15 protein-coding genes are annotated in these 22,516 nt (G+C 59.8%); 12 read left to right on the forward strand and 3 right to left on the reverse strand.

Features of this window, described 5'->3' with window-relative positions:
* Positions 1-152 precede the first annotated feature (152 nt).
* Both thiI and typA read left to right on the forward strand, forming a co-directional pair.
* The gene (gene thiI / locus HUW52_RS02920; RefSeq protein WP_175552930.1) at positions 153-1,607 is read left to right on the forward strand and encodes a tRNA uracil 4-sulfurtransferase ThiI; all 1,455 of its coding nucleotides are present in this window, start codon (positions 153-155) and stop codon (positions 1,605-1,607) included.
* A 139-nt stretch (positions 1,608-1,746) separates the two neighbouring features.
* Positions 1,747-3,567: a translational GTPase TypA gene (gene typA, locus HUW52_RS02925; RefSeq protein WP_016985747.1), complete on the forward strand. Its 1,821-nt coding sequence runs from the start codon at positions 1,747-1,749 to the stop codon at positions 3,565-3,567.
* A 328-nt stretch (positions 3,568-3,895) separates the two neighbouring features.
* Here the strand turns inward: typA and HUW52_RS02930 are convergent, their stop codons facing one another.
* Positions 3,896-4,333: a YkgJ family cysteine cluster protein gene (locus HUW52_RS02930; RefSeq protein WP_016985748.1), complete on the reverse strand. Its 438-nt coding sequence runs from the start codon at positions 4,331-4,333 to the stop codon at positions 3,896-3,898.
* A 260-nt stretch (positions 4,334-4,593) separates the two neighbouring features.
* Here HUW52_RS02930 and HUW52_RS02935 point away from each other — a divergent pair, with 260 nt between their 5' ends.
* From HUW52_RS02935 to HUW52_RS02955, 5 genes are all read left to right on the forward strand, one after another.
* Positions 4,594-7,044 carry a glycogen/starch/alpha-glucan phosphorylase gene (locus HUW52_RS02935; RefSeq protein WP_016985749.1) on the forward strand — a complete coding sequence of 817 codons (2,451 nt, stop codon included), beginning with the start codon at positions 4,594-4,596 and terminating at the stop codon, positions 7,042-7,044.
* A 254-nt stretch (positions 7,045-7,298) separates the two neighbouring features.
* A complete protein-coding gene (locus HUW52_RS02940; protein ID WP_175552931.1) occupies positions 7,299-10,883 on the forward strand; it encodes a DUF2339 domain-containing protein in 3,585 nt (1,194 codons plus the stop codon).
* Positions 10,880-12,244 (forward strand): DUF3999 domain-containing protein, encoded by a 1,365-nt coding sequence (locus tag HUW52_RS02945; RefSeq protein WP_175552932.1) that lies wholly within the window; start codon positions 10,880-10,882, stop codon positions 12,242-12,244. The genes HUW52_RS02940 and HUW52_RS02945 overlap by 4 nt, the downstream gene beginning before the upstream one ends.
* A 340-nt stretch (positions 12,245-12,584) precedes the next feature.
* Positions 12,585-13,595: a class 1 fructose-bisphosphatase gene (locus tag HUW52_RS02950; RefSeq protein WP_007909265.1), complete on the forward strand. Its 1,011-nt coding sequence runs from the start codon at positions 12,585-12,587 to the stop codon at positions 13,593-13,595.
* Between the two features lie 3 nt (positions 13,596-13,598).
* The gene (locus tag HUW52_RS02955) at positions 13,599-14,201 is read left to right on the forward strand and encodes a DUF924 family protein (protein WP_175552933.1); all 603 of its coding nucleotides are present in this window, start codon (positions 13,599-13,601) and stop codon (positions 14,199-14,201) included.
* A 184-nt stretch (positions 14,202-14,385) separates the two neighbouring features.
* Here the strand turns inward: HUW52_RS02955 and HUW52_RS02960 are convergent, their stop codons facing one another.
* Positions 14,386-16,278 (reverse strand): methyl-accepting chemotaxis protein, encoded by a 1,893-nt coding sequence (locus HUW52_RS02960; RefSeq protein WP_218586339.1) that lies wholly within the window; start codon positions 16,276-16,278, stop codon positions 14,386-14,388.
* A 282-nt stretch (positions 16,279-16,560) separates the two neighbouring features.
* Here HUW52_RS02960 and HUW52_RS02965 point away from each other — a divergent pair, with 282 nt between their 5' ends.
* On the forward strand, positions 16,561-16,815 hold the full coding sequence (locus HUW52_RS02965; RefSeq protein WP_003220802.1) for a hypothetical protein: 255 nt from the start codon (positions 16,561-16,563) through the stop codon (positions 16,813-16,815).
* Positions 16,816-16,845: 30 nt separating this feature from the next.
* Positions 16,846-17,415 (forward strand): lipocalin family protein, encoded by a 570-nt coding sequence (locus HUW52_RS02970; RefSeq protein ID WP_007909272.1) that lies wholly within the window; start codon positions 16,846-16,848, stop codon positions 17,413-17,415.
* 119 nt (positions 17,416-17,534) lie between these two features.
* Here the strand turns inward: HUW52_RS02970 and HUW52_RS02975 are convergent, their stop codons facing one another.
* Positions 17,535-18,899, reverse strand: a complete 1,365-nt coding sequence (locus HUW52_RS02975) for a formimidoylglutamate deiminase (RefSeq protein WP_016984622.1) — start codon at positions 18,897-18,899, stop codon at positions 17,535-17,537.
* A gap of 146 nt (positions 18,900-19,045) precedes the next feature.
* Here HUW52_RS02975 and hutC point away from each other — a divergent pair, with 146 nt between their 5' ends.
* The 3 genes from hutC to hutU all read left to right on the forward strand — a co-directional run bounded on the left by hutC (position 19,046) and on the right by hutU (position 22,457).
* Positions 19,046-19,756 carry a histidine utilization repressor gene (hutC, locus tag HUW52_RS02980; RefSeq protein WP_162130175.1) on the forward strand — a complete coding sequence of 237 codons (711 nt, stop codon included), beginning with the start codon at positions 19,046-19,048 and terminating at the stop codon, positions 19,754-19,756.
* Positions 19,753-20,322 carry a HutD family protein gene (locus HUW52_RS02985; RefSeq protein WP_016984621.1) on the forward strand — a complete coding sequence of 190 codons (570 nt, stop codon included), beginning with the start codon at positions 19,753-19,755 and terminating at the stop codon, positions 20,320-20,322. The genes hutC and HUW52_RS02985 overlap by 4 nt, the downstream gene beginning before the upstream one ends.
* Before the next feature lie 449 nt (positions 20,323-20,771).
* Complete coding sequence (hutU, locus tag HUW52_RS02990) at positions 20,772-22,457, forward strand: urocanate hydratase (protein ID WP_016984620.1); 1,686 nt, start codon at positions 20,772-20,774, stop codon at positions 22,455-22,457.
* Positions 22,458-22,516 lie beyond the last annotated feature (59 nt).

Raw genomic sequence — 22,516 nt, forward strand, 5'->3', positions numbered from 1 at the left:
GAAAATATCGCCCTTTAATGTAGCGTCATAATCTGCAAATGACCTGTTTTGGTGCATGGAAAACCTTCTGCACATTAACTGGTTAAACCTTGAGCAATTTCCGCTATAATCCGCGCCCCCCTTTTTCGGCTGGCCGTTCGCGCGCTGTTTTCATGAAACTAATCGTAAAAGTCTTCCCCGAGATCACCATCAAAAGCCGACCTGTCCGGACGAAATTCATCCGCCAGTTGGCCAAGAACATCCGCACCGTGCTCCGCGACTTGGACCCGGCCGTGGTGGTGAACGGTGTGTGGGACAATCTCGAGCTGGAAACCCGCATTACCGACGCCAAAGCCTTGAAAGAGATGGGTGAGCGCCTGACCTGCATGCCGGGCATCGCGCACTTTCTGCAGATCGACGAGTACCCGCTGGGCGACTTCGACGACATCACCGAGAAGTGCAAACAGCACTACGGCGCTGCACTGGCCGGGAAGATTTTCTCGGTGCGTTGCAAGCGTGCCGGCAAGCACACCTTCAGCTCGATGGACGTTGAAAAATACGTTGGCAGCAAGCTGCGTCGTGAGTGCGGTGCCGCCGGTATCGACCTGAAAGCGCCGGAAATCGAAGTCCGTATCGAAGTTCGCGACAAACGGTTGTTTGTGATCCACAGCCAGCACAACGGCATCGGCGGCTATCCGCTGGGTGCGTTGGAGCAGACGCTGGTATTGATGTCCGGCGGCTTTGACTCGACCGTTGCGGCCTACCAGATCATTCGTCGCGGCCTGATGACGCACTTCTGCTTCTTCAATCTCGGCGGTCGTGCCCACGAACTGGGCGTGATGGAAGTCGCGCATTTCATCTGGAAGAAGTACGGCAGCTCGCAACGCGTGCTATTTGTCAGTGTTCCGTTCGAAGAAGTGTTGGGCGAAATTCTCGGCAAAGTCGATAACAGTCATATGGGCGTCGTATTGAAGCGTATGATGTTGCGCGCGGCGTCCAACATCGCAGACCGCCTGCAGATCGAGGCGCTGGTCACTGGCGAGGCGATCTCCCAGGTTTCGAGCCAGACCCTGCCGAACCTGTCGGTGATCGATTGTGTGACCGACAAGCTGGTCCTGCGTCCGCTGATCGTGGCGCACAAGCAGGACATCATCGACACGGCCAACGAGATTGGCACCGCCGATTTCGCCCGGCACATGCCGGAGTACTGTGGGGTCATTTCGGTCAATCCGAAGACTGCCGCCAAACGCGGTCGCGTTGAGCACGAAGAGAAAGAATTCGACATGGCGGTGCTCGAGCGTGCGCTCGAAAACGCCAAACTGGTGCCGATCGATCGGGTGATCGACGAATTGGGCCAGGACGTACAGATTGAAGAAGTCAGCGAAGCACTGGCCGGCCAGATCGTGATCGACATCCGTCACCCGGATGCCGCCGAGGATGAGCCGCTGGAACTCGCTGGCGTAGAAGTACAGACGATGCCGTTCTACGCAGTGAACGCTCGTTTCAAGGAGCTGGATCCGACTCGCCAGTACCTGCTGTATTGCGACAAAGGCGTGATGAGTCGCCTGCATGCTCACCATTTGCTCAGTGAGGGGCATGCCAATGTGCGCGTTTATCGACCGAGCTAAGTGCCCGGGGCTGTTTGCCTGTGGCCTGCGTCACCGGCCCCCCGACACCGCCGTCAAGCTGTAACGGCCATGCCGGACACTACTGCTAATCGCTGCCAAGACTTGTCAGCAAACCGAATCCTCTGATCGAGATACACAAGTGATCGAAAATCTACGCAACATCGCCATCATTGCCCACGTTGACCATGGTAAAACCACCCTGGTAGACAAACTCCTGCGTCAATCCGGCACTCTGGAGCGCAACGAGCTCAACGACGAGCGCGTGATGGACTCCAACGACCAGGAAAAAGAGCGCGGTATTACCATTCTGGCGAAAAACACCGCCATCAACTGGAACGGCTACCACATCAACATCGTGGACACCCCGGGCCACGCCGACTTCGGCGGCGAAGTTGAACGCGTAATGTCGATGGTTGACTCCGTTCTGCTGCTGGTTGACGCTCAAGACGGCCCTATGCCGCAAACCCGTTTCGTGACCAAGAAGGCTTTCGAAGCCGGCCTGCGTCCAATCGTGGTGATCAACAAGGTTGACCGTCCAGGCGCGCGTCCGGACTGGGTTCTGGACCAGATCTTCGACCTGTTCGACAACCTCGGTGCTACCGAAGAACAACTGGACTTCCAGGTTGTTTACGCCTCGGCCCTGAACGGCATTGCCGGTCTGGATCACACCGCCATGGCGGAAGACATGACCCCGCTGTACCAAGCGGTAGTCGACCACGTTCCGCCTCCGGCTGTTGACCGTGACGGCGCGTTCCAGATGCAGATCTCTGCTCTGGACTACAACAGCTTCCTGGGTGTTATCGGCGTTGGCCGTATCGCTCGTGGCCGCGTCAAGCCGAACACCCCGGTTGTGGCGATCGGTGCCGACGGCAAGCGCCGTAACGGCCGTATCCTGAAACTGATGGGTCACCACGGTCTGCACCGCATCGACGTTGAAGAAGCTGCAGCAGGCGATATCGTTTGCATCAGCGGTATGGACTCGCTGTTCATCTCCGACACCCTGTGCCACCCGGACACTGTCGAGGCGATGAAGCCTCTGACCGTTGACGAGCCAACCGTTTCGATGACCTTCCAGGTAAACGACTCGCCATTCTGCGGTAAAGAAGGCAAGTTCGTGACGTCCCGTAACATCAAGGACCGTCTGGACAAAGAGCTGCTGTACAACGTTGCACTGCGCGTTGAAGAAGGCGACACCGCTGACAAGTTCAAGGTTTCCGGCCGTGGTGAGCTGCACCTCTCGGTACTGATCGAAACCATGCGTCGCGAAGGCTTCGAGCTGGCCCTGGGCCGTCCTGAAGTGATCATTCGTGAAGTTGACGGCGTCAAGCAAGAACCGTTTGAAAACGTCACCATCGACATCCCTGAAGAAGCACAGGGCAAGGTCATGGAAGAGATGGGTCTGCGCAAAGGCGACCTGAGCAACATGGTGCCGGATGGCAAGGGCCGTGTTCGTCTGGAATACAACATCCCTGCTCGCGGTCTGATCGGTTTCCGTAACCAGTTCCTGACCCTGACCAACGGTGCTGGCATCCTGACCTCGATCTTCGATCGTTACGACACCGTCAAGTCGGGCCACATGTCCGGCCGTCAGAACGGCGTTCTGGTTTCGGTTGAAACCGGCAAGGCTCTGACCTACTCGCTGGAAACCCTGCAGGCTCGTGGCAAGCTGTTCGTAGAACACGGCCAGGAGATCTACAACGGTCAAATCGTTGGTCAGAACAGCCGCGACAACGACCTGGGTGTGAACCCAACCAAAGGCAAGAAGCTCGACAACATGCGTGCTTCGGGTAAAGACGAAACCATCGCTCTGGTTCCACCAGTGAAGTTCACTCTGGAACAGGCTCTGGAATACATCCAGGAAGACGAGCTGTGCGAAGTCACTCCTAAGTCCATCCGTCTTCGCAAGAAGATCCTGGACGAAAGCGAGCGTACCCGCGCTGCCAAGAAAGCCAAGAACTGAGTCATTAGTTCAGGCTGAATGAAAACGCCCCCGGTCGCGAGACCGGGGGCGTTTTTGTTTGTCTGGGGGGAAATGTGGATTGAGTCTTGAAGATCAAGAGCCCCTCACCCTAGCCCTCTCCCAGAGGGAGAGGGGACCGAATGGGGATATTCATGAGATGCATCGACTTGAAAGAATTCTGCTGAATCCATAATCGATTTGGTGGGGCTGTACCGAATCTATAATCGACTATATTTTTCAGGTCGATGTCAGGCGCAAGACACCTCGGTCGGCCCCCTCTCCCTCCGGGAGAGGGCTGGGCGGGCGGCGTTCCGATGAGGGTCAGCTTTTAGAACTTCTCGATAGCGCGGAAATTCTGCACGCGCTCAACTTCCTTCGGCTTATACGCGCAATACCCCGGGCGCGGCCCGATCTTCGGGTGATTGCGGCAGGTATCCGGGCGCTTGTCATAAATGGTGCACAGGCGGCTCTTACGATCCAGGTAGTAGCAATCGTTGTTGCTCATGCGCTGCAGGGTGAAGATGCCGGACTTCTGGTTGAAGCGCTCGACCAGGCCTTCCTTCTGCAAACGCTTGGCGATGTTCTTTGGCGGATCGCCCAGTTCGAACTCGTCGACCACACCGATGCGCACCAGATCCTTGATCTTCACCTCAACCGGCAGCGTGCAGCAGCTGGACACGCAGGAACCGCACATCGGGGCTGAGTATTTTGCCCACGTATCGAGACGATCGATCTCGGCGGCGGCAATCAGGTTGGGCTTCATCATCGGGAGTTACCAGGCGTGTGTGCATCAGGGCGCGCGATCATACCGGGACTGGTGGATTTTTGAACAACCTTTCGCCAGATTTTTTCTGCGTACAGGCACATTGCCGGACAATTCGGCACGGCCCCTGCATTCATTAGCTCATCCGCCAAGGTAATGCCGGGCCATCTCACCGTCTCAGGAAATACTGCCGAACCAGAGCCTCGACCGTCGGTCAGACCGTCTAGGCTCAGACAATTCCCCGCTCGCTCGAGGTCCCATTGATGACTCAAGAACCACTAGTTCGCGAAGCAGAGGTGGCCGCATTCCGCGACGCCGTCCTGACCAAACTCACCTACGCGGTGGGCAAAGACCCCGATCACGCCTTCGACCATGACTGGTTCGAAGCCATCGCGTTGGCTGCGCGTGATCACATGGTCGAACACTGGATGGACCACACCCGGCAGATCTACCGCAAAGGCCAGAAACGGGTGTATTACCTCTCGCTGGAATTTCTTATCGGCCGTTTGCTCTACGACAGCCTGAGCAACCTAGGCCTGCTCGATGTCGCCCGTGAGGCGCTGACCGAACTCGGCGTTGATCTGGAGCGCATTCGCTTGCTGGAGCCCGACGCGGCGCTGGGCAACGGCGGCCTCGGTCGTCTGGCGGCGTGCTTCATGGAAAGCATGTCGACCCTCGGCATCGCTGGCCACGGTTACGGCATTCGTTATGAACACGGTTTGTTCCGCCAGGCCATTGTCGACGGCTGGCAGCAGGAGCAGACCGAGCACTGGCTGGATTTCGGCAACCCGTGGGAGTTTGAACGGCCGGAAGTCGTCTACTCCATCGGCTTCGGCGGCAGCGTTGAAACCGTCACCGACGTTTCCGGCAAATCCAAACAGGTCTGGTCACCGGCGGAAACCGTCCGCGCGATTGCTTACGACACGCCGGTGGTCGGCTGGCGCGGGGCGAGCGTCAACACCTTGCGCCTGTGGCGTGCCCGCGCCATGGAAGATTTGCACCTGGAACGCTTCAACGCCGGTGACCACTTGGGCGCCGTCGCCGAGGTTGCTCGCGCCGAAAGTATCTCCCGCGTGCTTTACCCGGCGGACAGTACCGAAGCAGGGCAAGAGCTGCGCCTGCGTCAGGAATACTTCTTCGTCGCCGCCTCGTTGCAGGATCTGCTGCGTCGCCATCGCAACATGCACACCTCGGTACTGACCCTGGGCGATCACGCGGCGATCCAGCTCAACGACACCCACCCTTCGATTGCCGTTGCCGAACTGATGCGCCAACTGGTCGACGTCTACGACGTCGCGTGGGACGCGGCGTGGCAAGTCACCGTCGACACGCTGTCGTACACCAATCACACGCTGCTGCCGGAAGCACTGGAAACCTGGCCGGTGGGCTTGATGGAACGCATGCTGCCACGGCACATGCAGATCATTTACCTGATCAACGCTCAGCACATCGACTCGCTGCGCGCCAAAGGCATTCACGATTTCGACGTGTTGCGCGCGGTGTCGCTGATCGAAGAAGACAACGGTCGCCGGGTGCGCATGGGCAACCTCGCGTTCCTCGGTTCGCACAGCGTCAACGGCGTGTCTGGCTTGCACACTCAACTGATGCGCAAAACCGTGTTTGCTGAGCTGCACAAGCTCTATCCGGAGCGGATCAACAACAAAACCAACGGCATTACCTTCCGCCGCTGGTTGTATCAGGCCAACTCTGAACTGACTTCGATGCTGGTTGATGCGCTGGGGCCGGATTTGCTGGATAACCCGGAAGAGCGACTGCTCGATCTCGAGCCTTTCGCCGAGAAAACCGCGTTCCGCAAAGCCTTCGCCGAGCAACGCCTGCACAGCAAAAAGGCTTTGGCCTATCTGATTCACGAACGGCTGGGTATCGCGGTCAACCCGGCGGCCATGTTTGATGTGCAGGTCAAACGGATTCACGAATACAAACGCCAGTTGCTCAACCTTATGCACACCGTGGCGCTGTATCAGGCGATTCGCGCTGAGCCGGAAGTCGACTGGGTGCCGCGGGTGAAAATCTTCGCCGGCAAAGCAGCGGCGAGTTATCACCAGGCCAAACTGATCATCAAGCTGACCAACGATATCGCTCGGGTGGTGAACAACGATCCGACCGTGCGCGGCTTGTTGAAAGTGGTGTTTCTGCCCAACTACAACGTCAGCCTCGCGGAGAGCATCATTCCGGCGGCGGACTTGTCCGAGCAGATTTCCACTGCCGGGTTCGAGGCGTCGGGCACCAGTAACATGAAGTTCGGCCTCAACGGCGCACTGACCATCGGCACGCTGGACGGCGCCAACGTCGAGATGTGCGAGCGTATCGGTGCCGAACACATGTTTATCTTCGGTCTCAGCGCACAACAGGTTGAAGCGCGTAAACAGAATCATGAGTTCAGCGCCTTGCCAGACATCGCCGCGTCCCATCGTTTGAACGACGTGCTGCAAGCGATTCGCAGCGGGGTGTTCTCGCCGGATGACACTTCGCGCTACACCGGGCTGATCGATTCGCTGGTGGATTACGACCGCTTCCTGGTCTGCGCCGACTTTGACTCTTATTGGGAAGCGCAGAAACGCGTTGAAGAGCATTGGCACGACAGTAACAACTGGTGGCGTTCGGCGGTGCTGAACACGGCGCGGATGGGCTGGTTCTCCTCGGACCGGACGATTCGCGAGTACGCCACGGATATCTGGAAAGCGTTGGAGTAACTTTCCGCCACAAATGTGCGTAAGGCCCAACGTTTGTTGGGCCGGATCGATATACTGAGCGCCGGTTACCGGCTGCTCCAGTCACCACCGATCCAATGTGGGAGCGAGCCTGCTCGCGAAGCGGTTGTCTTGTTAAACAGAAATGTTGGCTGACAAACCGCTTTCGCGAGCAGGCTCGCTCCCACAGGGTTTGTGCCTAGACTGAAGCAATCGCCGGACTCGCCCCGTCTTGGGGCCGCTTAGGGATATCGACCATGCAATGGATGTTCATGTTGATCGGGCTGGTGCTCGGCTGGCTGCTCGACGAGTCGTTCAGTGATGCGCTGTTGGGCGCGCTGCTGGGGCTGGTGATCGGGCAGACGATCCGCATCGCGCGGCTTGGCTCGCAGACGATGGAGCAGCAACGTCAACTTGAGCAGGCGAAGGTCGCTTTGCAGGGCGTCGAACAGCGCCTGTTTCTGCTCGAAGGTGCACCGGTTCGTTCCGCGTCGCCGCCGACCGCGGCACCAGTGACCGAGCCCGTCGCAGAACCGGTCAAAGCCGCCGAAGAAGCCCCGGCCCCCGAACTGGTCTGGGAGCTGCCGCTCGAACTCGAACCGATTTCCGTCGCTGCCGGTGAAACCAGTCAACCGCTGCCTGCTGATGTCTGGCGCCTCGACGCCGTTACGTCCGAGCCGCAAAAACCTGCTGAACCCCGTGGCCCGAACCTCATCGAACGCGGCATCAGCGCCGCGCGTAACTGGCTGTTTGGTGGCAACACCGTACTGCGGGTCGGCGTGGTGTTGCTCTTCTTCGGTCTCGCATTCCTGCTGCGCTACGCCACCGAAGGCATGGTCGTGCCGATCGAGTTGCGTTACGCCGGTGTCGCGGCGGCCGCGTTGGGCTTGCTCGCGCTGGGCTGGTGGCTACGCCGGCGCAACAGCAATTACGCGTTGATGCTGCAAGGCACCGGGATCGCGGTGCTGTACCTGACGGTGTTTGCGGCGATGCGTCTGCATCCGTTGCTAGATCCGTCCGCCGCGTTGGGATTGCTGGTCGCGGTGACGGTGTTCTCGGCGATTCTGGCGATCACTCAGGATGCTTTAGGGCTGGCAGCTGCGGCGGCATTGGGTGGTTTCGCCGCGCCGATTCTGACCTCGACCGGCGCCGGCAACCACGTCGCACTGTTCAGTTATTTCGCGCTGCTCAACGCCGGCATTCTTGCCATCGCCTGGTTCAAGGCCTGGCGTCTGCTTAACCTGATCGGCTTCGTCGGCACCTTCGGCATCGGCTTCGCCTGGGGCCTGCGTTCGTACGCGCCGGAGCTGTTGTGGAGCACCGAACCGTTCCTGATTCTGTTCTTCCTGATGTACCTCGCCATCGGCCTGCTGTTCGCCCGCCGCAAATTGCTGGACATGCCCGATGCACCGGCGGAGGGCGATCGCGAGGCGCTGCTGCACTGGTCGGCGCGCAAAGGCGATTATGTCGACGGGACGATGCTGTTCGGCCCGCCGATCATTGGCTTTGGTTTGCAGTTTGCGCTGGTGCAGCATCTGGAGTTTGCTGCGGCGTTCAGTGCGCTGGCGTTGGGCATGATCTACATGGCGCTGGCCAAGGTATTGATGGGCGGACGCGCGGTGCTGCTGGGCGAAACCTGTCTGGCGCTCGGGGTGATTTTCGCCAGTCTGGCGATTCCGTTGGGGCTGGATGCGCGCTGGACCTCGGCGGCATGGGCAGTGGAAGGCGCGGGGATTTTCTGGCTCGGTTTGCGCCAGCATCGACCGTTCGCCCGGGCCTTTGCCTTGCTCCTGCAACTGGGGTCGGCGTTGGCGTTTCTCAGTCAGTTGCGCGTCGGCGAGAGCAGTCTGCTTGACGGTGCACCGTTGGGCGCGTTGATGCTCGGCATTGCGTTGCTGTTCAGTTTCTATCAATTGCGCAAGGCCACGCCGGAACAAGCCTCGCCTTGGGAGCGTCAAGGTTTGCCGGTGTTGGCGTCTCTGGGCCTGACCTTCCTCTATCTGCTGGCGCCGCTGTTCTTCTTTACGCAAGGCACGGCGATCAGTTGGGCGCTGGCCGGTCTGGTGACGTTGTTTGTCGGTCTGCGGATTCAATCGCGCACCTTCCTGTTCACCGCGTTTGCCGTGCAGTTGCTCGGCGGTGCGTTGTTCCTGTTGCGTCTGCAAGGCGCGGGCGAGGATTCGGCAGCGGTGTTCAGCGCCGGCTGGAGTGGCTTGCTCAGTGCTTCGCTGATCGGCCTGGCGTTGATCGCCGGCATGCTGTTGGCGGCCCGTGATGAAATGGTGCGCGGTGATGTACGTCTGCTGCGCGGATTGTCGGTGGTGCTGTTGGCCGGTCTGGTGCTGATCAATCTGGCGGTTCTGTTTGTCCTGCCATGGCAGACCGCGAGCGCGGTGTGGGCGGCCAGTGGTTTGCTGATTATCTGGCTGAGCCTGTACCTCAAGCAGCGCGTGAGTTTTGTTTTCGGTTTGTTGTTGCAAGTGATCGGTGGCGCGGCGTTTTTGCTGGCCGGTCCGGAGTTGCTCGGGCCACTGTCCAGCGAAGGTTTGAAACCGCTGGCCCATGGCGGATTCTGGACGCCGCTGGTGCTGGGGCTGGCGGCGATGATCGGTGCGTGGCGCCTGCAAATGGGCAATCACGCCTCGGCATTCGATGCATTGAGCTTGCAGCGCTTGTCCGAAGTGTTGCTGGTGTGGGGCGCCGGTTGGTGGGCGTTGGCGTGGGTCAGTGAAGTGCTGCGCTTTGCTGCGCCGAATCTGCAAGGCACGCTGTTGCTAATGGTCGCCGCCGTCAGCGTGTCGTTGTGGACGCTGTTGTCGCTGCGGTTGAAATGGCCGGCGCTGGGCTTGCTCTGCACCTTGCTGATTCCGGCGGCGGGTCTGGTGTTGCTCGCTGCCTGGCATCCGCGTTATCACCCAGCGGCCCATTTCGGCTGGCTGGCGTGGACGGCAGTATTCGCCGTGCATTTCTTCAGCCTGCGTCGCTTGGCACCGATGCTGCCGGCGCGCGCTTTGAGCACGGCGCATGTACTGGGCTGTTGGTTGCTGATTGGCGTGCTGGCGCTAGAGTTGCGTTATGGCCTGCTGCTGTTGTCCGAGCAATACAACGCCTGGCGCTGGCTGGGCTGGGCGATTCTGCCGAGCGTTTATCTGTTGCTGGCAGCGGCCCCGCGCTCTTGGCCGTGGCCGGTCGCAGCGTTTGCCCGCGAGTACCGCTTGTACGCTGCCGCGCCGTTGGCGGTGTTGATGCTGGCGTGGTTCTGGCTGGCCAATGGTGTCAGCGATGGTAATGCCGAGCCACTTCCTTACGTGCCGCTGCTCAATCCATTAGAGCTGGGTTTGTTGTTCGCATTGTTCGGCGTCTATGTGTGGTCGCGCAGTGCGATTTCGCAGTTGTCGATCCGGCAGGACTACGCCGATTACGGCACGCAATTGATCGCCGGGGTTTCGCTGTTCGCCTTCTGCACCGCGTTGGTCACCCGCGCGGCGCACCATTGGGCCGGCATCCCGTTCGAGCTGGATACGTTGCTCGGCTCAATGCTGGTGCAGGCCGGTTTGTCGATCGTCTGGACGCTGATGGCGCTCGGGCTGATGATCGGCGGGCATCTGCGTCATCGTCGCGAAGTGTGGCTGATCGGCGCGGCATTGATTGCGCTGGTGGTGGCCAAACTGATTTTTGTCGAACTGAGCAACCGTGGTGGCCTCGCCCGGATCGTCTCGTTTATTGGCGTCGGCGTGTTGCTGCTGGTGGTCGGTTATTTCGCGCCGCTGCCGCCCAAACGCATTGAAGCTGAGCCGGCGGCGGACAAACCGGCCCCGGATACCGAAGGAGTTTCATCTTGAGTCGCATGCGAAATCTGGGTTGGTTGGCGTTGGGTGTGGTGATGGTGGCCGGCGCTCAGGAAAAGCCGACGGACTTCGCCACGCAGGTGCCGTTGTCGGTCAGTGGCAACGGCCCGTGGTATCGCCTCGAATTGCCGTTGAGCGTGCAATTGCAGGCACGCCAGACTGATCTCAGTGATCTGCGTGTGTTCAACGCCGCCGGCGAACCGCAGGCTTACGCCTTGGCCCGCGAATCGGCACAGACCCGCGACGACGGGCAGTTACACGAGGTGAAATGGTTTCCGCTGTACAACGCCGCTGACGCCAGCGAACGCGCGCCGAATGTGCGTGTGCAAGCGACCACCAACGGCACGCTGGTCGAAGTGCAACCGTCCAGCCAGTTGGAGGCGGGCGAAGAAGTGCTGCGCGGTTGGCTGTTGGACGCGAGTGCGATCAAGGCGCCGTTGCAGCAATTGATCCTCGACTGGACCAGCGAGCGCGACGGTTTTCAGCGCTTCAGCATCGAGGCCAGTGACGACCTGCAACATTGGCAAGCGTGGGGCGAAGGGCAGGTGGCACGACTGACTTTTTCCGATGAGCGCATCGAGCAGCATGAGGTGACGTTGCCGGGGCAGTCGGCGCGTTATGTGCGGTTGCTGTGGGAGTCGCCGAATTCGGCGCCGATCCTGACGGCAGCACAATTGAAAAGCAGTGATCCGCGCAATGTGCCTCTGCCGTTGGTCTGGTCGCAGGCATTGGCCGGCAGCAGCACCAAGGCCGGTGAATACACTTGGCAACTGCCGATGGGGCTGAATGTCGAGCGGGTGCAGGTCGAGCTGAAGCAGCCGAACAGCTTGGCGCCAGTGACGCTGGCAGGGCGCCGTGAAAGCAGTTTGCCGTGGCAGACGCTGAGCAGCGGTTTGCTCTATCGCCTGACCCAGAATAATCAGGACGTGCAGCAGAACGAATTGCAGCTCTACGGGCAGACCGTGCAGCAGTTGAAGCTGACGGTGGATGAGCGCGGCGGCGGTCTGGGTGAGCAGGCGCCGAGTCTGAAATATGCGTTGCGGGCGACGCAGGTGATATTCCTCGCGCGCGGCGAGGGGCCTTACAGCCTTGCGCTGGGTAATCCGAGTGTGAGGACGGCGAATCTGCCGTTGGCGACGCTGATTCCGGATTTCAAACCGGAGAAGCTGGCGGCGTTGGGTAAGGCGTCGGTGCAGGGTGACGTGGTGGCTACGCAGACTTCTACGGCGACCACGGTGGCGGTGGCTGAGACCAATTGGAAGAAGATCGGCTTGTGGGCGGTGTTGTTGCTGAGTGTGGTGTTCCTTGGGGCGATGGCGTTCAGCTTGTTGCGCAAGCCTCCAACCAACACTTGAGAATGGCTGGCGCCGCGCGCCATTCGCGAGCAGGCTCGCTCCCACAGTGGATCTTCAGTGGACGCCAATTCAGCGGTCACTCCTATTCCCTGTGGGAGCGAGCCTGCTCGCGAAAGCGGTGTGTCAGCCAGTACAATTCCGAACTGATCAATTAACCCCCAGCCACACCCGTCCGATTTCGGACTACGCTAAACCCGCTACCTGAACTCTCCACCCACATTCACGTCTCATGCAGGCAATTACACCCCAACGCACGTTACCGGGCGTCTTCGCTCGCTACGTTTTCAGACTCCCTGTAAACTGCGCGGGTTTTTAGCCCCCCATTCCACCGGAGCCGTCCATGTCCCGCGTTACCCTGAGTCGCTATTTGATTGAGCAGACCCGCAGCAATAACACTCCTGCCGATCTGCGTTTCCTGATCGAAGTGGTGGCGCGTGCTTGCAAAGAAATCAGCCACGCCGTGTCCAAAGGCGCCCTGGGTGGTGTTCTGGGCAGCATGGGCACTGAAAACGTCCAAGGCGAAGTGCAGAAGAAGCTCGACGTGATCTCCAACGAAATCCTGCTCGAAGCCAACGAATGGGGCGGTCACCTGGCCGGCATGGCGTCCGAAGAAATGGACAATGCCTACCAGATCCCGGGCAAATACCCGAAGGGCGCGTACCTGCTGGTATTCGACCCACTGGACGGTTCGTCGAACATCGACATCAACGCCCCGGTCGGCACCATCTTCTCGGTACTGCGTTGCCCGAACGAATACCTGAGCCAGAACGAGCCGCTGAACGAGAAAGCGTTCCTGCAGCCAGGCACTCAGCAAGTTGCCGCCGGTTACGCGATCTACGGTCCGCAGACCATGCTGGTACTGACCTTGGGCGACGGCGTCAAAGGCTTCACTCTCGACCGCGAAATGGGCAGCTTCGTGCTGACTCACGAGGACATCACCATTCCTGAATCGACCCAGGAATTCGCCATCAACATGTCCAACCAGCGTCACTGGGAAGCCCCGGTACAGCGCTACGTTGGCGAATTGCTGGCCGGTGAAGAAGGTCCGCTGAAAAAGAACTACAACATGCGCTGGGTTGCAGCGATGGTTGCCGACGTACACCGCATCCTGACCCGTGGCGGTCTGTTCATGTACCCGCGCGACAGCCGTGAGCCATCCAAGCCAGGCAAACTGCGTCTGATGTACGAAGCCAACCCGATGTCGTTCCTCGTGGAACAAGCGGGCGGCGCGTCCACCGACGGTCACCAGCGCATTCTCGACATTCAGCCAGAAGGCCTGCACCAGCGCGTAGCGGTGTTCCTCGGCTCGAAAGAAGAAGTCGCCCGCGCGACGGCCTACCACAAGGAATAAATCATGACCGCGCCTTGGCAGCCGTTGCTCGATTGGTGGTTCGGACAGGCCGAATCCCCTGACGAGATATCGGCTGACAAGGGCAAGTTGTGGTTCGGTAAGCGAGACAGCCAAGACCTCGAAGCGCGTGAGCGTTTCGGGGTCTTTGTCGATCAGGCCCTGGCCGGCGAATTGACCGAGTGGACGCAACGTCCCGAAGGTTGGCTGGCGCTGGTGTTACTGCTTGATCAACTGCCGCGAATGATCTTTCGTGACACCCCAAAGGCGTTTTCCGGCGATCTACGCGCGCAGAAACTGGTTGCCCAAGGCATTGCCGCGGATTTTGATCGGCAGTTGAAGCCGATTCAGCGTGTGTTCATTTATCTGGTGTTCGAACACTGCGAAAACCTCGCGGTGCAGAATGAGGCCGTTTCCAGGTTTATAGAACTGGTGGCTGAACAGCCGGAAGCGCAGCGGGCGGTGTTTGCCGACAATCTGGATTATGCCGAGCGGCATCAGAAAGTGATTGCGCGGTTTGGCCGCTTTCCGCATCGCAATGCGGTGTTGGGGCGGGAGTCTACGGCTGAGGAGTTGGTGTTTCTTTCTGGGCCTGGCTCGCGGTTTTAAGGGCTTGCCCTCACCCTAGCCCTCTCCCGGAGGGAGAGGGGACTGACCGAGGTGGATGTTGGAGGTACATCGACTTGAGAGACCTGAGTCGAACTCAGGTTTTGAAAGGCTTGAAGATCTGCTCCCTTTCCCCCTCGCCCCCCCTGGGGGAGAGGGCTGGGGTGAGGGGGTAAAGCCCTTGATCTTAAATGCGGAAACTACCCACCAACTGCTTCAACCGCGCCGCCTGCTGCTCCAGATCCGCGCACGCCCGCAACGTCGCCTGCAAGTTCTCCACACCTTCCTGGTTCAGCGTGTTGATCTCGTTGATATCGACATTGAGCGACTCGACCACCGCCGTCTGCTCTTCAGTCGCCGTCGCTACCGACTGGTTCATCCCGTCGATCTCGCCAATGCGCTGAGTCACGCTGCCCAACCGTTCGCCGGCCTGGTTGGCGATGCCGACGCTGCTTTCGCTCTCACGCTGGCTCTCGGTCATGATGTTGACCGCCTGGCGTGCGCCGACTTGCAGCTCTTCGATCATCTTCTGCACTTGCTGCGCCGAATCCTGAGTGCGGTGCGCCAAGTTGCGCACTTCGTCCGCGACCACCGCGAAACCACGACCGGCTTCACCGGCGCGCGCCGCTTCGATTGCGGCGTTGAGCGCGAGCAGGTTGGTTTGCTGGGAAATGCTGGTGATCACTTCGAGAATCTGGCCGATGTTCACCGTGTTGCTGTTCAGGGTTTCGATGTTGCCGCAGGAATCGCTGATCTTCGCCGACAGCTGCTGCATGGCCTGGATGGTTTTATCCACCACCTGCTGACCGTCGACCGCAAGGCTGCGCGCATCGCTGGAATGCTGCGAGGCGAGGGCGGCGTTCTGGGCGATTTCCTGTGCGGCGGCGCCGAGTTGGTTGATCGCCGCGGCCACGCTGTTGGTACGCGAGGCTTGCTGATCGGAGTTGTACATCGACGAGTTCGATGCCGCGACCACGCGCAGGGCGACTTCGTTGACCTGGCCGGTGGCCGAGGACACTTCGCGGATCGAGGTGTGGATACGCTCGACGAAACGGTTGAACGAGGTGCCCAGTGCGCCGAACTCGTCGTTGCCGTGGATCACCAGACGTTTGGTCAGGTCGCCTTCACCTTCGGCGATGTCGTGCATCGCGCGGCCCATGGTCAGCAGCGGCTGCATCAGCACGCGGATGAGCATGCCGAGCAGGGCGATGATGATCACCACGGCAATGACCATGGCGATCAGCGCCGAGGTGCGGAACTCGCTGAGCATCGAGAACGCGGTGTCTTTATCGAGCACCAGTGCCACGTACCAGTCAGCCGACGGCACGCCGTTGATGTGGGTGAAGGAGATCAGTTGGGTCTTGCCGTTGAACTCGACTTCTTTCAGGCCCGGGCTGACTTTAGGTGCGCCGTTCGGATAGGCCTCGGCGAGGGTCTTGAGCACCAGTTTGCTGTCCGGGTGAATCAGGATCTTGCCCTCGCTGCTGACGATGAACGCGTGGCCGTGGCCGCCGAAGTTCAGCGAATTGATGATCGCGCTGACGCTGGTCAGGTCGATGTCGGCACCGGCGACGCCGAGCATCTGCCCTTGGCGCTGTACTGGTGTGGCAACGGTGATCACCAGTTTGCCCGACGACGCGGCGATGTACGGTTCGGTGACGATGGTCTGCTGCGCGCTGTTCGCCGCTTTGTACCAACCACGGGCGCGCGGATCGTAATCCGGGGCGCGGTTGCCGGCCGGCACCGAGAACATCACGCCGTCAGCGCCGCCGAAATAGCTGAGCTGGAAATTGCCGGTGTAGGCGGGCAGGTCGATGATGCGTTTCAGACTGGCCGGAGCGTTGCCGTCGACCGCGACTTGCTGCGACAGCGATTGCAGCAATTGAATGCGGCTTTCCAGCCAGGTCTGGATGTTGCTGGTGGTCAGACTGCCCAGTTCCTGCATCGAGGCTTCGGTGCTCGTGCTCAGGGCTTCGCGCTGTCGATAGTCGTTGAAGAAAATGAAACAGGCGAACGCAACGGCCACCACAAGGGCGGCAGCCAACAAAATCTTGTGGCTGAATTTCATGTTTCTGGTCATCGAATGAACTACCGCGAAGGGGCTGGTCAAGAAAGGGCGGCAATTTGCCACACTCGGGGGCTTTGCGCTGCTCTTATTTCGACCGCGATGCGCCAAAGATTAGGCGTCTTTGGCGAAATGCGACGAAATGCTCAATAGCCCTACAAAGTGTCTGATTTATCGGCAAATGCCAGACGGGCGGGCTAATAAATAGCCATTCCCCCACGGAACCAGATGAGGGTTTTCTCTTCTAAGCTTCTGGTTGGCACCATGCCATCCCCCCCTCGTTCCAGGAGTTACACCATGTCGCTGCGATCTATCGCCCTTCTGACGTTTTGCGTGCTGCTGGCCGCATGCAGCAAGGTCAATCAGGAAAACTATTCGAAGCTCTCGGCCGGCATGGCCAAGGCCGAAGTCGAGACCCTGCTGGGCAAACCGACTGATTGCTCGGGCGCGCTCGGTATGTCCAGTTGCACCTGGGGCGACAAGAACAGCTTTATCAGCGTGCAGTACGCCGGTGACAAAGTGCTGATGTTTTCCGGCCAAGGCCTGAAGTAAACCGGGGCTTCGCGCCCACGGAGAAGAAAAATGAAGCGGTTATTGCTGATCCTTTTTGCCGGCCTGGTACTGGCCGGCTGCGCCACTTCCGGCGTAGACCCGTTGGCGCCGAAAACCGTCAACAGCGTCAATCTCAAGCGCTATCAAGGTACCTGGTACGAGCTGGCGCGCTTGCCGATGTACTTCCAGCGCAATTGCGCGCAATCCGAAGCCCATTACACCCTCAAGCCTGACGGCAATGTCGCGGTGCTCAATCGCTGCCTGACTCCGCAATGGCAGTGGGAAGAGGCCAAGGGCACGGCTTATCCACAGGTGCCTGGCAAGACCGACAAGCTTTGGGTCGAATTCGATACCTGGTTTTCACGCCTGATTCCGGGTGTGGCGAAAGGCGAATACTGGGTGTTGTACGTCAGCGATGACTACAAGACCGCCATCGTCGGCGACCCGAGTCGCAAGTACATGTGGTTGCTTTCACGCACACCGACCGTCAACGGGGTGGTGCGCGAAGAGCTGCTGAGCAAGGCGCGTCAGCAGGGCTATGACACCACACGTTTGATCTGGCGGGCGTCGGATCGGCAGATGGCCAAGACCTCGAACTAAAGAACACCGCCAACCCCCTGTAGGAGTGAGCCTGCTCGCGATAGCGTTGTGTCAGAGCACAAATAAGTGACTGACACACTGCTATCGCGAGCAGGCTCACTCCTACATGTGGTTATGCGTCAGCCGAGGAGGTCGCGCAGGACTTGGGTAAAGGCGCGAGCACTGTCCTCTTCCCCTGCATGCCGGCCATCACGCACAACCCACTGGCCATTGACCAGCACATCGCGCACTTGGCGATCGCCACCGGCAAACAACCAGCGATTCAAAATCCCGTCACCCGTGGCCGTCGCCAGATACGGATCGTTGCCATCGAGCACAATCCAGTCCGCACGCTTGCCCACTTCCAGCGCCCCGATCGGCTGCCCCAGCGCCTGCGCACCGCCATCCAGCGCCGCGTCAAACAGCGTGCGCCCGACCATCGGCTGATCCGCACCGTACAAACGGTTACGCCGCTGATCGCGCAGACGCTGGCCGTATTCCAGCCAACGCAATTCCTCCACCACGCTGAGCGACACATGGCTGTCGGAACCGATGCCCATGCGCCCACCCTGAGCGAGGAAATCCACCGCCGGAAAAATTCCGTCACCCAGATTCGCTTCAGTGGTCAGGCACAGCCCGGCGATGGCGCGACTCTTGGCCATCAAAGTGACTTCTTCCGGGTTGGCGTGGGTGGCATGCACCAGGCACCAGCGCTGATCAACTTCGGCATTTTCGTACAGCCATTGCAATGGCCGACGACCACTCCAGCTCAGGCAGTCATCGACTTCCTTCTGCTGCTCAGCGATGTGGATGTGCACCGGGCATTGCTTGTCGCTTGCCGCCAATACGTCACTGATCTGCTGCGGCGTCACCGCACGCAACGAGTGGAAGCACAGGCCCAGCGATTGCGCCTTTTGCTGCGCCAACATTGGCTGCAGGCGCGATTGCAGATTCAGGTAATTTTCGGTGCTGTTGATGAAGCGGCGCTGGCCGTCATTCGGGGTCTGTCCGCCAAAACCGGAGTGGCTGTAGAGCACCGGCAGCAGGGTCAGACCGATGCCGCTTTCACTCGCGGCTTGACTGATGCGCAACGCCAGCTCAGCCGGATCGGCATAAGGCTGACCATTGCTGTCATGGTGTACGTAATGAAATTCAGCGACGGAGGTATAACCGGCCTTGAGCATTTCGATGTACAGCTGACGGGCAATCACGCCGAGTTGATCCGGGCTGATTTTTCCGACGAGCCGATACATCAAATCGCGCCAGGTCCAGAAACTGTCATTCGGATTGCCGGCCACTTCGGCCAGTCCAGCCATCGCTCGCTGGAAGGCATGGGAGTGCAGATTCGGCATGCCCGGTAGCAGCGGGCCGCTCAGCCGTTCGGCGCCATCTGCGGTGGAATCGGCCTGGATTTGGGTCAGCAGGCCTTCGGCGCTGACCTCAAGACGTACATTGTTGGCCCATCCGTTAGGCAGCAGCGCGCGTTCGGCAAAGAAGGCGGACATGGTTCAGCACCCCATCGTGTGTTATTTGTATATACATATACAGACGTTTGCCTGCCCGGTAAACTCCGGCAAGCTAGCCACTTTCATCCAATGAACAGGGATCAACCGTGCCGACTCCGCCTCCAGTCTCCCCGTTGGCCGCGAACATGGGCGACAGTCCGGCGCCCTTGTACGCCCGCGTCAAACAGATGATCACCCAGCAGATCGATAGCGGAAACTGGCCGCCGCACTACCGCGTGCCGTCCGAGAGCGAGCTGGTCAATCAACTCGGTTTCAGCCGCATGACCATCAACCGAGCGCTGCGCGAAATGACCGCCGACGGTCTGTTGGTGCGCATGCAAGGCGTCGGCACCTTTGTCGCCGAACCAAAGAGTCAGTCCGCGTTATTCGAAGTGCATAACATCGCCGACGAAATCGCTTCCCGTGGCCACCGCCACACCTGCCAGGTGATCACCCTCGAAGAAGAGGCCGCCGGTTCCGAGCGCGCCTTGGCGTTGGACATGCGCGAAGGGCAGAAGGTGTTCCACTCGCTGATCGTGCATTACGAAAACGACATACCGGTGCAAATCGAAGACCGTTTCGTCAACGCGCTGGTCGCGCCGGAATACCTCAAGCAGGATTTCACTCTGCAAACGCCTTACGCCTATCTCAATCAGGTCGCGCCGCTGACCGAGGGCGAACACGTGGTTGAAGCGATCCTCGCTGAGTCTTCCGAATGCAAATTGCTGCAGATTGAAAAAGGCGAGCCGTGCCTGCTGATTCGTCGCCGCACGTGGTCGGGGCGTCAGCCGGTGACCGCTGCACGTTTGATTCACCCAGGTTCTCGTCATCGTCTGGAAGGGCGGTTCCATAAATGAGTGCACTTAAGGTTTTACGCGCCGAGGGTTACCCGCGCATGCCGTGGAAAAACGGCGGCGGCAGCACTGAAGAAATCACCCGTGATGCCGGTGCAGGGCTGGACGGTTTTGGCTGGCGCCTGTCGATTGCCGATATCGCCGAGTCGGGCGGTTTTTCGACGTTCGCCGGTTACCAGCGGGTGATTACGGTATTGCAGGGTGATGGCATGACCCTGTGCGTTGATGGCGACGACACTCGACCGTTGTTACCGCTCGACCCGTTTGCCTTTGGCGGGGAAAGCCAGGTGTCTTGCACTTTGCTCGGTGGCGCGATTCGCGATTTCAACCTGATCTATGCGCCGCAGCGTTACAGCGCGCGGTTGCAGTGGCTGGACGGTGAGCAGCGGTTCTTCAGCTCGGCGGGGACGGTGTTGGTGTTCAGTGTCAGTGAGTTGCTGGAAGTCCGGATCGGTGACAGTGTTTCGCAGTTGGGGCGACATGATTGCCTGCAACTGGACGGCAACAGCGGTCTGGCCGAAGTCTCCACCAATGCGGGTTGCTGCGTCATTGAACTGACTGGACGCTGATTCAGAAATCTTAAAAGATCGCAGCCTTCGGCAGCTCCTACAGGGTGTACATCAAACCCAGTGTAGGAGCTGCCGAAGGCTGCGATCTTTTGCTTTTGGGGTGTTCCCAACCCACGCACCAACTTGTTACCGAACGCCCCAGCGTGGCGCAAAACCACGCTCATGTAACGAAGCCCCGCCTCCCTAAATCATCCCCAAGAAAAATTTCATCCACGCCTGAACCCTTGATTCAGGCGCTCTCCAGCCTTGCCAGCTATTTTTCTCAAACGATCCTCCAACAAGTTGGCCGCTTGATTGCATATGCTTGTATGTACAAGTAAAGACGTATGCGTATGAGTCGCTCGAGACTCTCCGCAGCGTCCACTGATTCGCTTGTCGCGCAGCGAAGCGCACAGGCTGCTTGCCCACTGCCAGGGTTGGTTTGAATTGATCGCTGAGGAGTCTTTTTCGTGACTGACAATAAGCCTACAAAGTTTCGCAACGTTGAGATCCGCGCTGCCCGCGGCAACAAGCTGACCGCCAAGAGCTGGCTGACCGAAGCGCCGCTGCGCATGCTGATGAACAACCTCGACCCGGAAGTCGCCGAGAACCCGAAAGAGCTGGTGGTTTACGGTGGTATCGGTCGCGCCGCGCGTAACTGGGAGTGCTACGACAAGATCGTCGAAAGCCTGACCAAACTGAACGACGACGAGACCCTGCTGGTGCAATCCGGCAAGCCGGTCGGCGTGTTCAAGACTCACAGCAATGCCCCGCGTGTACTGATCGCCAACTCCAACCTGGTGCCACACTGGGCGAGCTGGGAGCACTTCAACGAACTCGACGCCAAAGGCCTGGCCATGTACGGCCAGATGACCGCCGGCAGCTGGATCTACATCGGCAGCCAGGGCATCGTGCAAGGCACCTACGAAACCTTCGTTGAAGCCGGTCGCCAGCACTACAACGACAACCTCACCGGCAAGTGGGTCCTCACCGCCGGTCTGGGCGGCATGGGTGGTGCGCAACCGCTGGCGGCAACCCTTGCTGGCGCCTGCTCGCTGAACATCGAATGCCAACAAGTCAGCATCGATTTCCGCCTGAAAAGCCGTTACGTCGACGAGCAGGCCAAAGACCTCGACGACGCTCTGGCGCGCATCGACAAATACACCAAAGAAGGTAAAGCGATCTCCATCGCGCTGCTGGGTAACGCCGCAGAAATCCTCCCGGAACTGGTCAAGCGCGGCGTACGCCCGGACATGGTCACCGACCAGACCAGCGCCCACGACCCGCTCAATGGTTACCTGCCCGCCGGCTGGACCTGGGACGAATACCGCGCCCGCGCCAAGACCGAGCCCGCCGCTGTAATCAAAGCCGCCAAGCAGTCAATGGCCGTGCACGTCAAAGCCATGCTGGAATTCCAGAAGCAAGGCATTCCGACCTTCGACTACGGCAACAACATCCGTCAGATGGCGCAGGAAGAAGGCGTCGAAAACGCGTTCGACTTCCCGGGTTTCGTACCGGCTTACATCCGTCCGCTGTTCTGCCGTGGCATCGGCCCGTTCCGTTGGGCGGCGCTGTCGGGTGATCCGCAAGACATCTACAAAACCGACGCCAAGGTCAAAGAGCTGATCCCGGACGACGCGCACCTGCACAACTGGCTGGACATGGCCCGCGAGCGCATCAGCTTCCAGGGTCTGCCGGCACGTATCTGCTGGGTCGGCCTGGGTCTGCGCGCCAAGCTCGGTCTGGCCTTCAACGAGATGGTGCGTAGCGGTGAGCTGTCGGCGCCGATCGTGATCGGTCGCGACCATCTCGACTCCGGCTCGGTCGCTAGCCCGAACCGTGAAACCGAATCGATGCAGGACGGTTCCGACGCTGTGTCCGACTGGCCACTGCTCAACGCTCTGCTGAACACCGCAAGCGGCGCGACCTGGGTTTCCCTGCACCACGGTGGCGGCGTCGGCATGGGCTTCTCGCAGCACTCGGGCATGGTGATTGTCTGCGACGGTACGGACGAAGCGGCCGAGCGTATTGCGCGCGTCCTGCACAACGACCCGGCCACCGGCGTTATGCGCCACGCCGATGCCGGTTACCAGATCGCCATCGACTGCGCCAAGGAACAGGGCCTGAACCTGCCGATGATTACCGGCGGCAAGTAACACGCTTTGGCTTTATGTGGGAGCGAGCTTGCTCGCGAAAGCAATCTGTCAGCCAGCAC

The sequence above is a fragment of the Pseudomonas sp. 43A genome, from assembly GCF_013363935.1.
Classification (GTDB): domain Bacteria; phylum Pseudomonadota; class Gammaproteobacteria; order Pseudomonadales; family Pseudomonadaceae; genus Aquipseudomonas; species Aquipseudomonas crudilactis.

Bases quoted from the DNA above. Each gene is read 5' to 3' on its own strand.
- HUW52_RS02940 (WP_175552931.1), top strand. From the start codon at position 7,299: ATGCAATGGATGTTCATGTTGATCGGGCTGGTGCTCGGCTGGCTGCTC.
- HUW52_RS02930 (WP_016985748.1), bottom strand. From the start codon at position 4,333: ATGATGAAGCCCAACCTGATTGCCGCCGCCGAGATCGATCGTCTCGAT.
- hutC (WP_162130175.1), top strand. From the start codon at position 19,046: ATGGGCGACAGTCCGGCGCCCTTGTACGCCCGCGTCAAACAGATGATC.
- HUW52_RS02985 (WP_016984621.1), top strand. From the start codon at position 19,753: ATGAGTGCACTTAAGGTTTTACGCGCCGAGGGTTACCCGCGCATGCCG.
- thiI (WP_175552930.1), top strand. From the start codon at position 153: ATGAAACTAATCGTAAAAGTCTTCCCCGAGATCACCATCAAAAGCCGA.
- HUW52_RS02950 (WP_007909265.1), top strand. From the start codon at position 12,585: ATGTCCCGCGTTACCCTGAGTCGCTATTTGATTGAGCAGACCCGCAGC.
- HUW52_RS02960 (WP_218586339.1), bottom strand. From the start codon at position 16,278: ATGACCAGAAACATGAAATTCAGCCACAAGATTTTGTTGGCTGCCGCC.
- HUW52_RS02935 (WP_016985749.1), top strand. From the start codon at position 4,594: ATGACTCAAGAACCACTAGTTCGCGAAGCAGAGGTGGCCGCATTCCGC.
- HUW52_RS02975 (WP_016984622.1), bottom strand. From the start codon at position 18,899: ATGTCCGCCTTCTTTGCCGAACGCGCGCTGCTGCCTAACGGATGGGCC.
- HUW52_RS02970 (WP_007909272.1), top strand. From the start codon at position 16,846: ATGAAGCGGTTATTGCTGATCCTTTTTGCCGGCCTGGTACTGGCCGGC.
- HUW52_RS02955 (WP_175552933.1), top strand. From the start codon at position 13,599: ATGACCGCGCCTTGGCAGCCGTTGCTCGATTGGTGGTTCGGACAGGCC.
- HUW52_RS02965 (WP_003220802.1), top strand. From the start codon at position 16,561: ATGTCGCTGCGATCTATCGCCCTTCTGACGTTTTGCGTGCTGCTGGCC.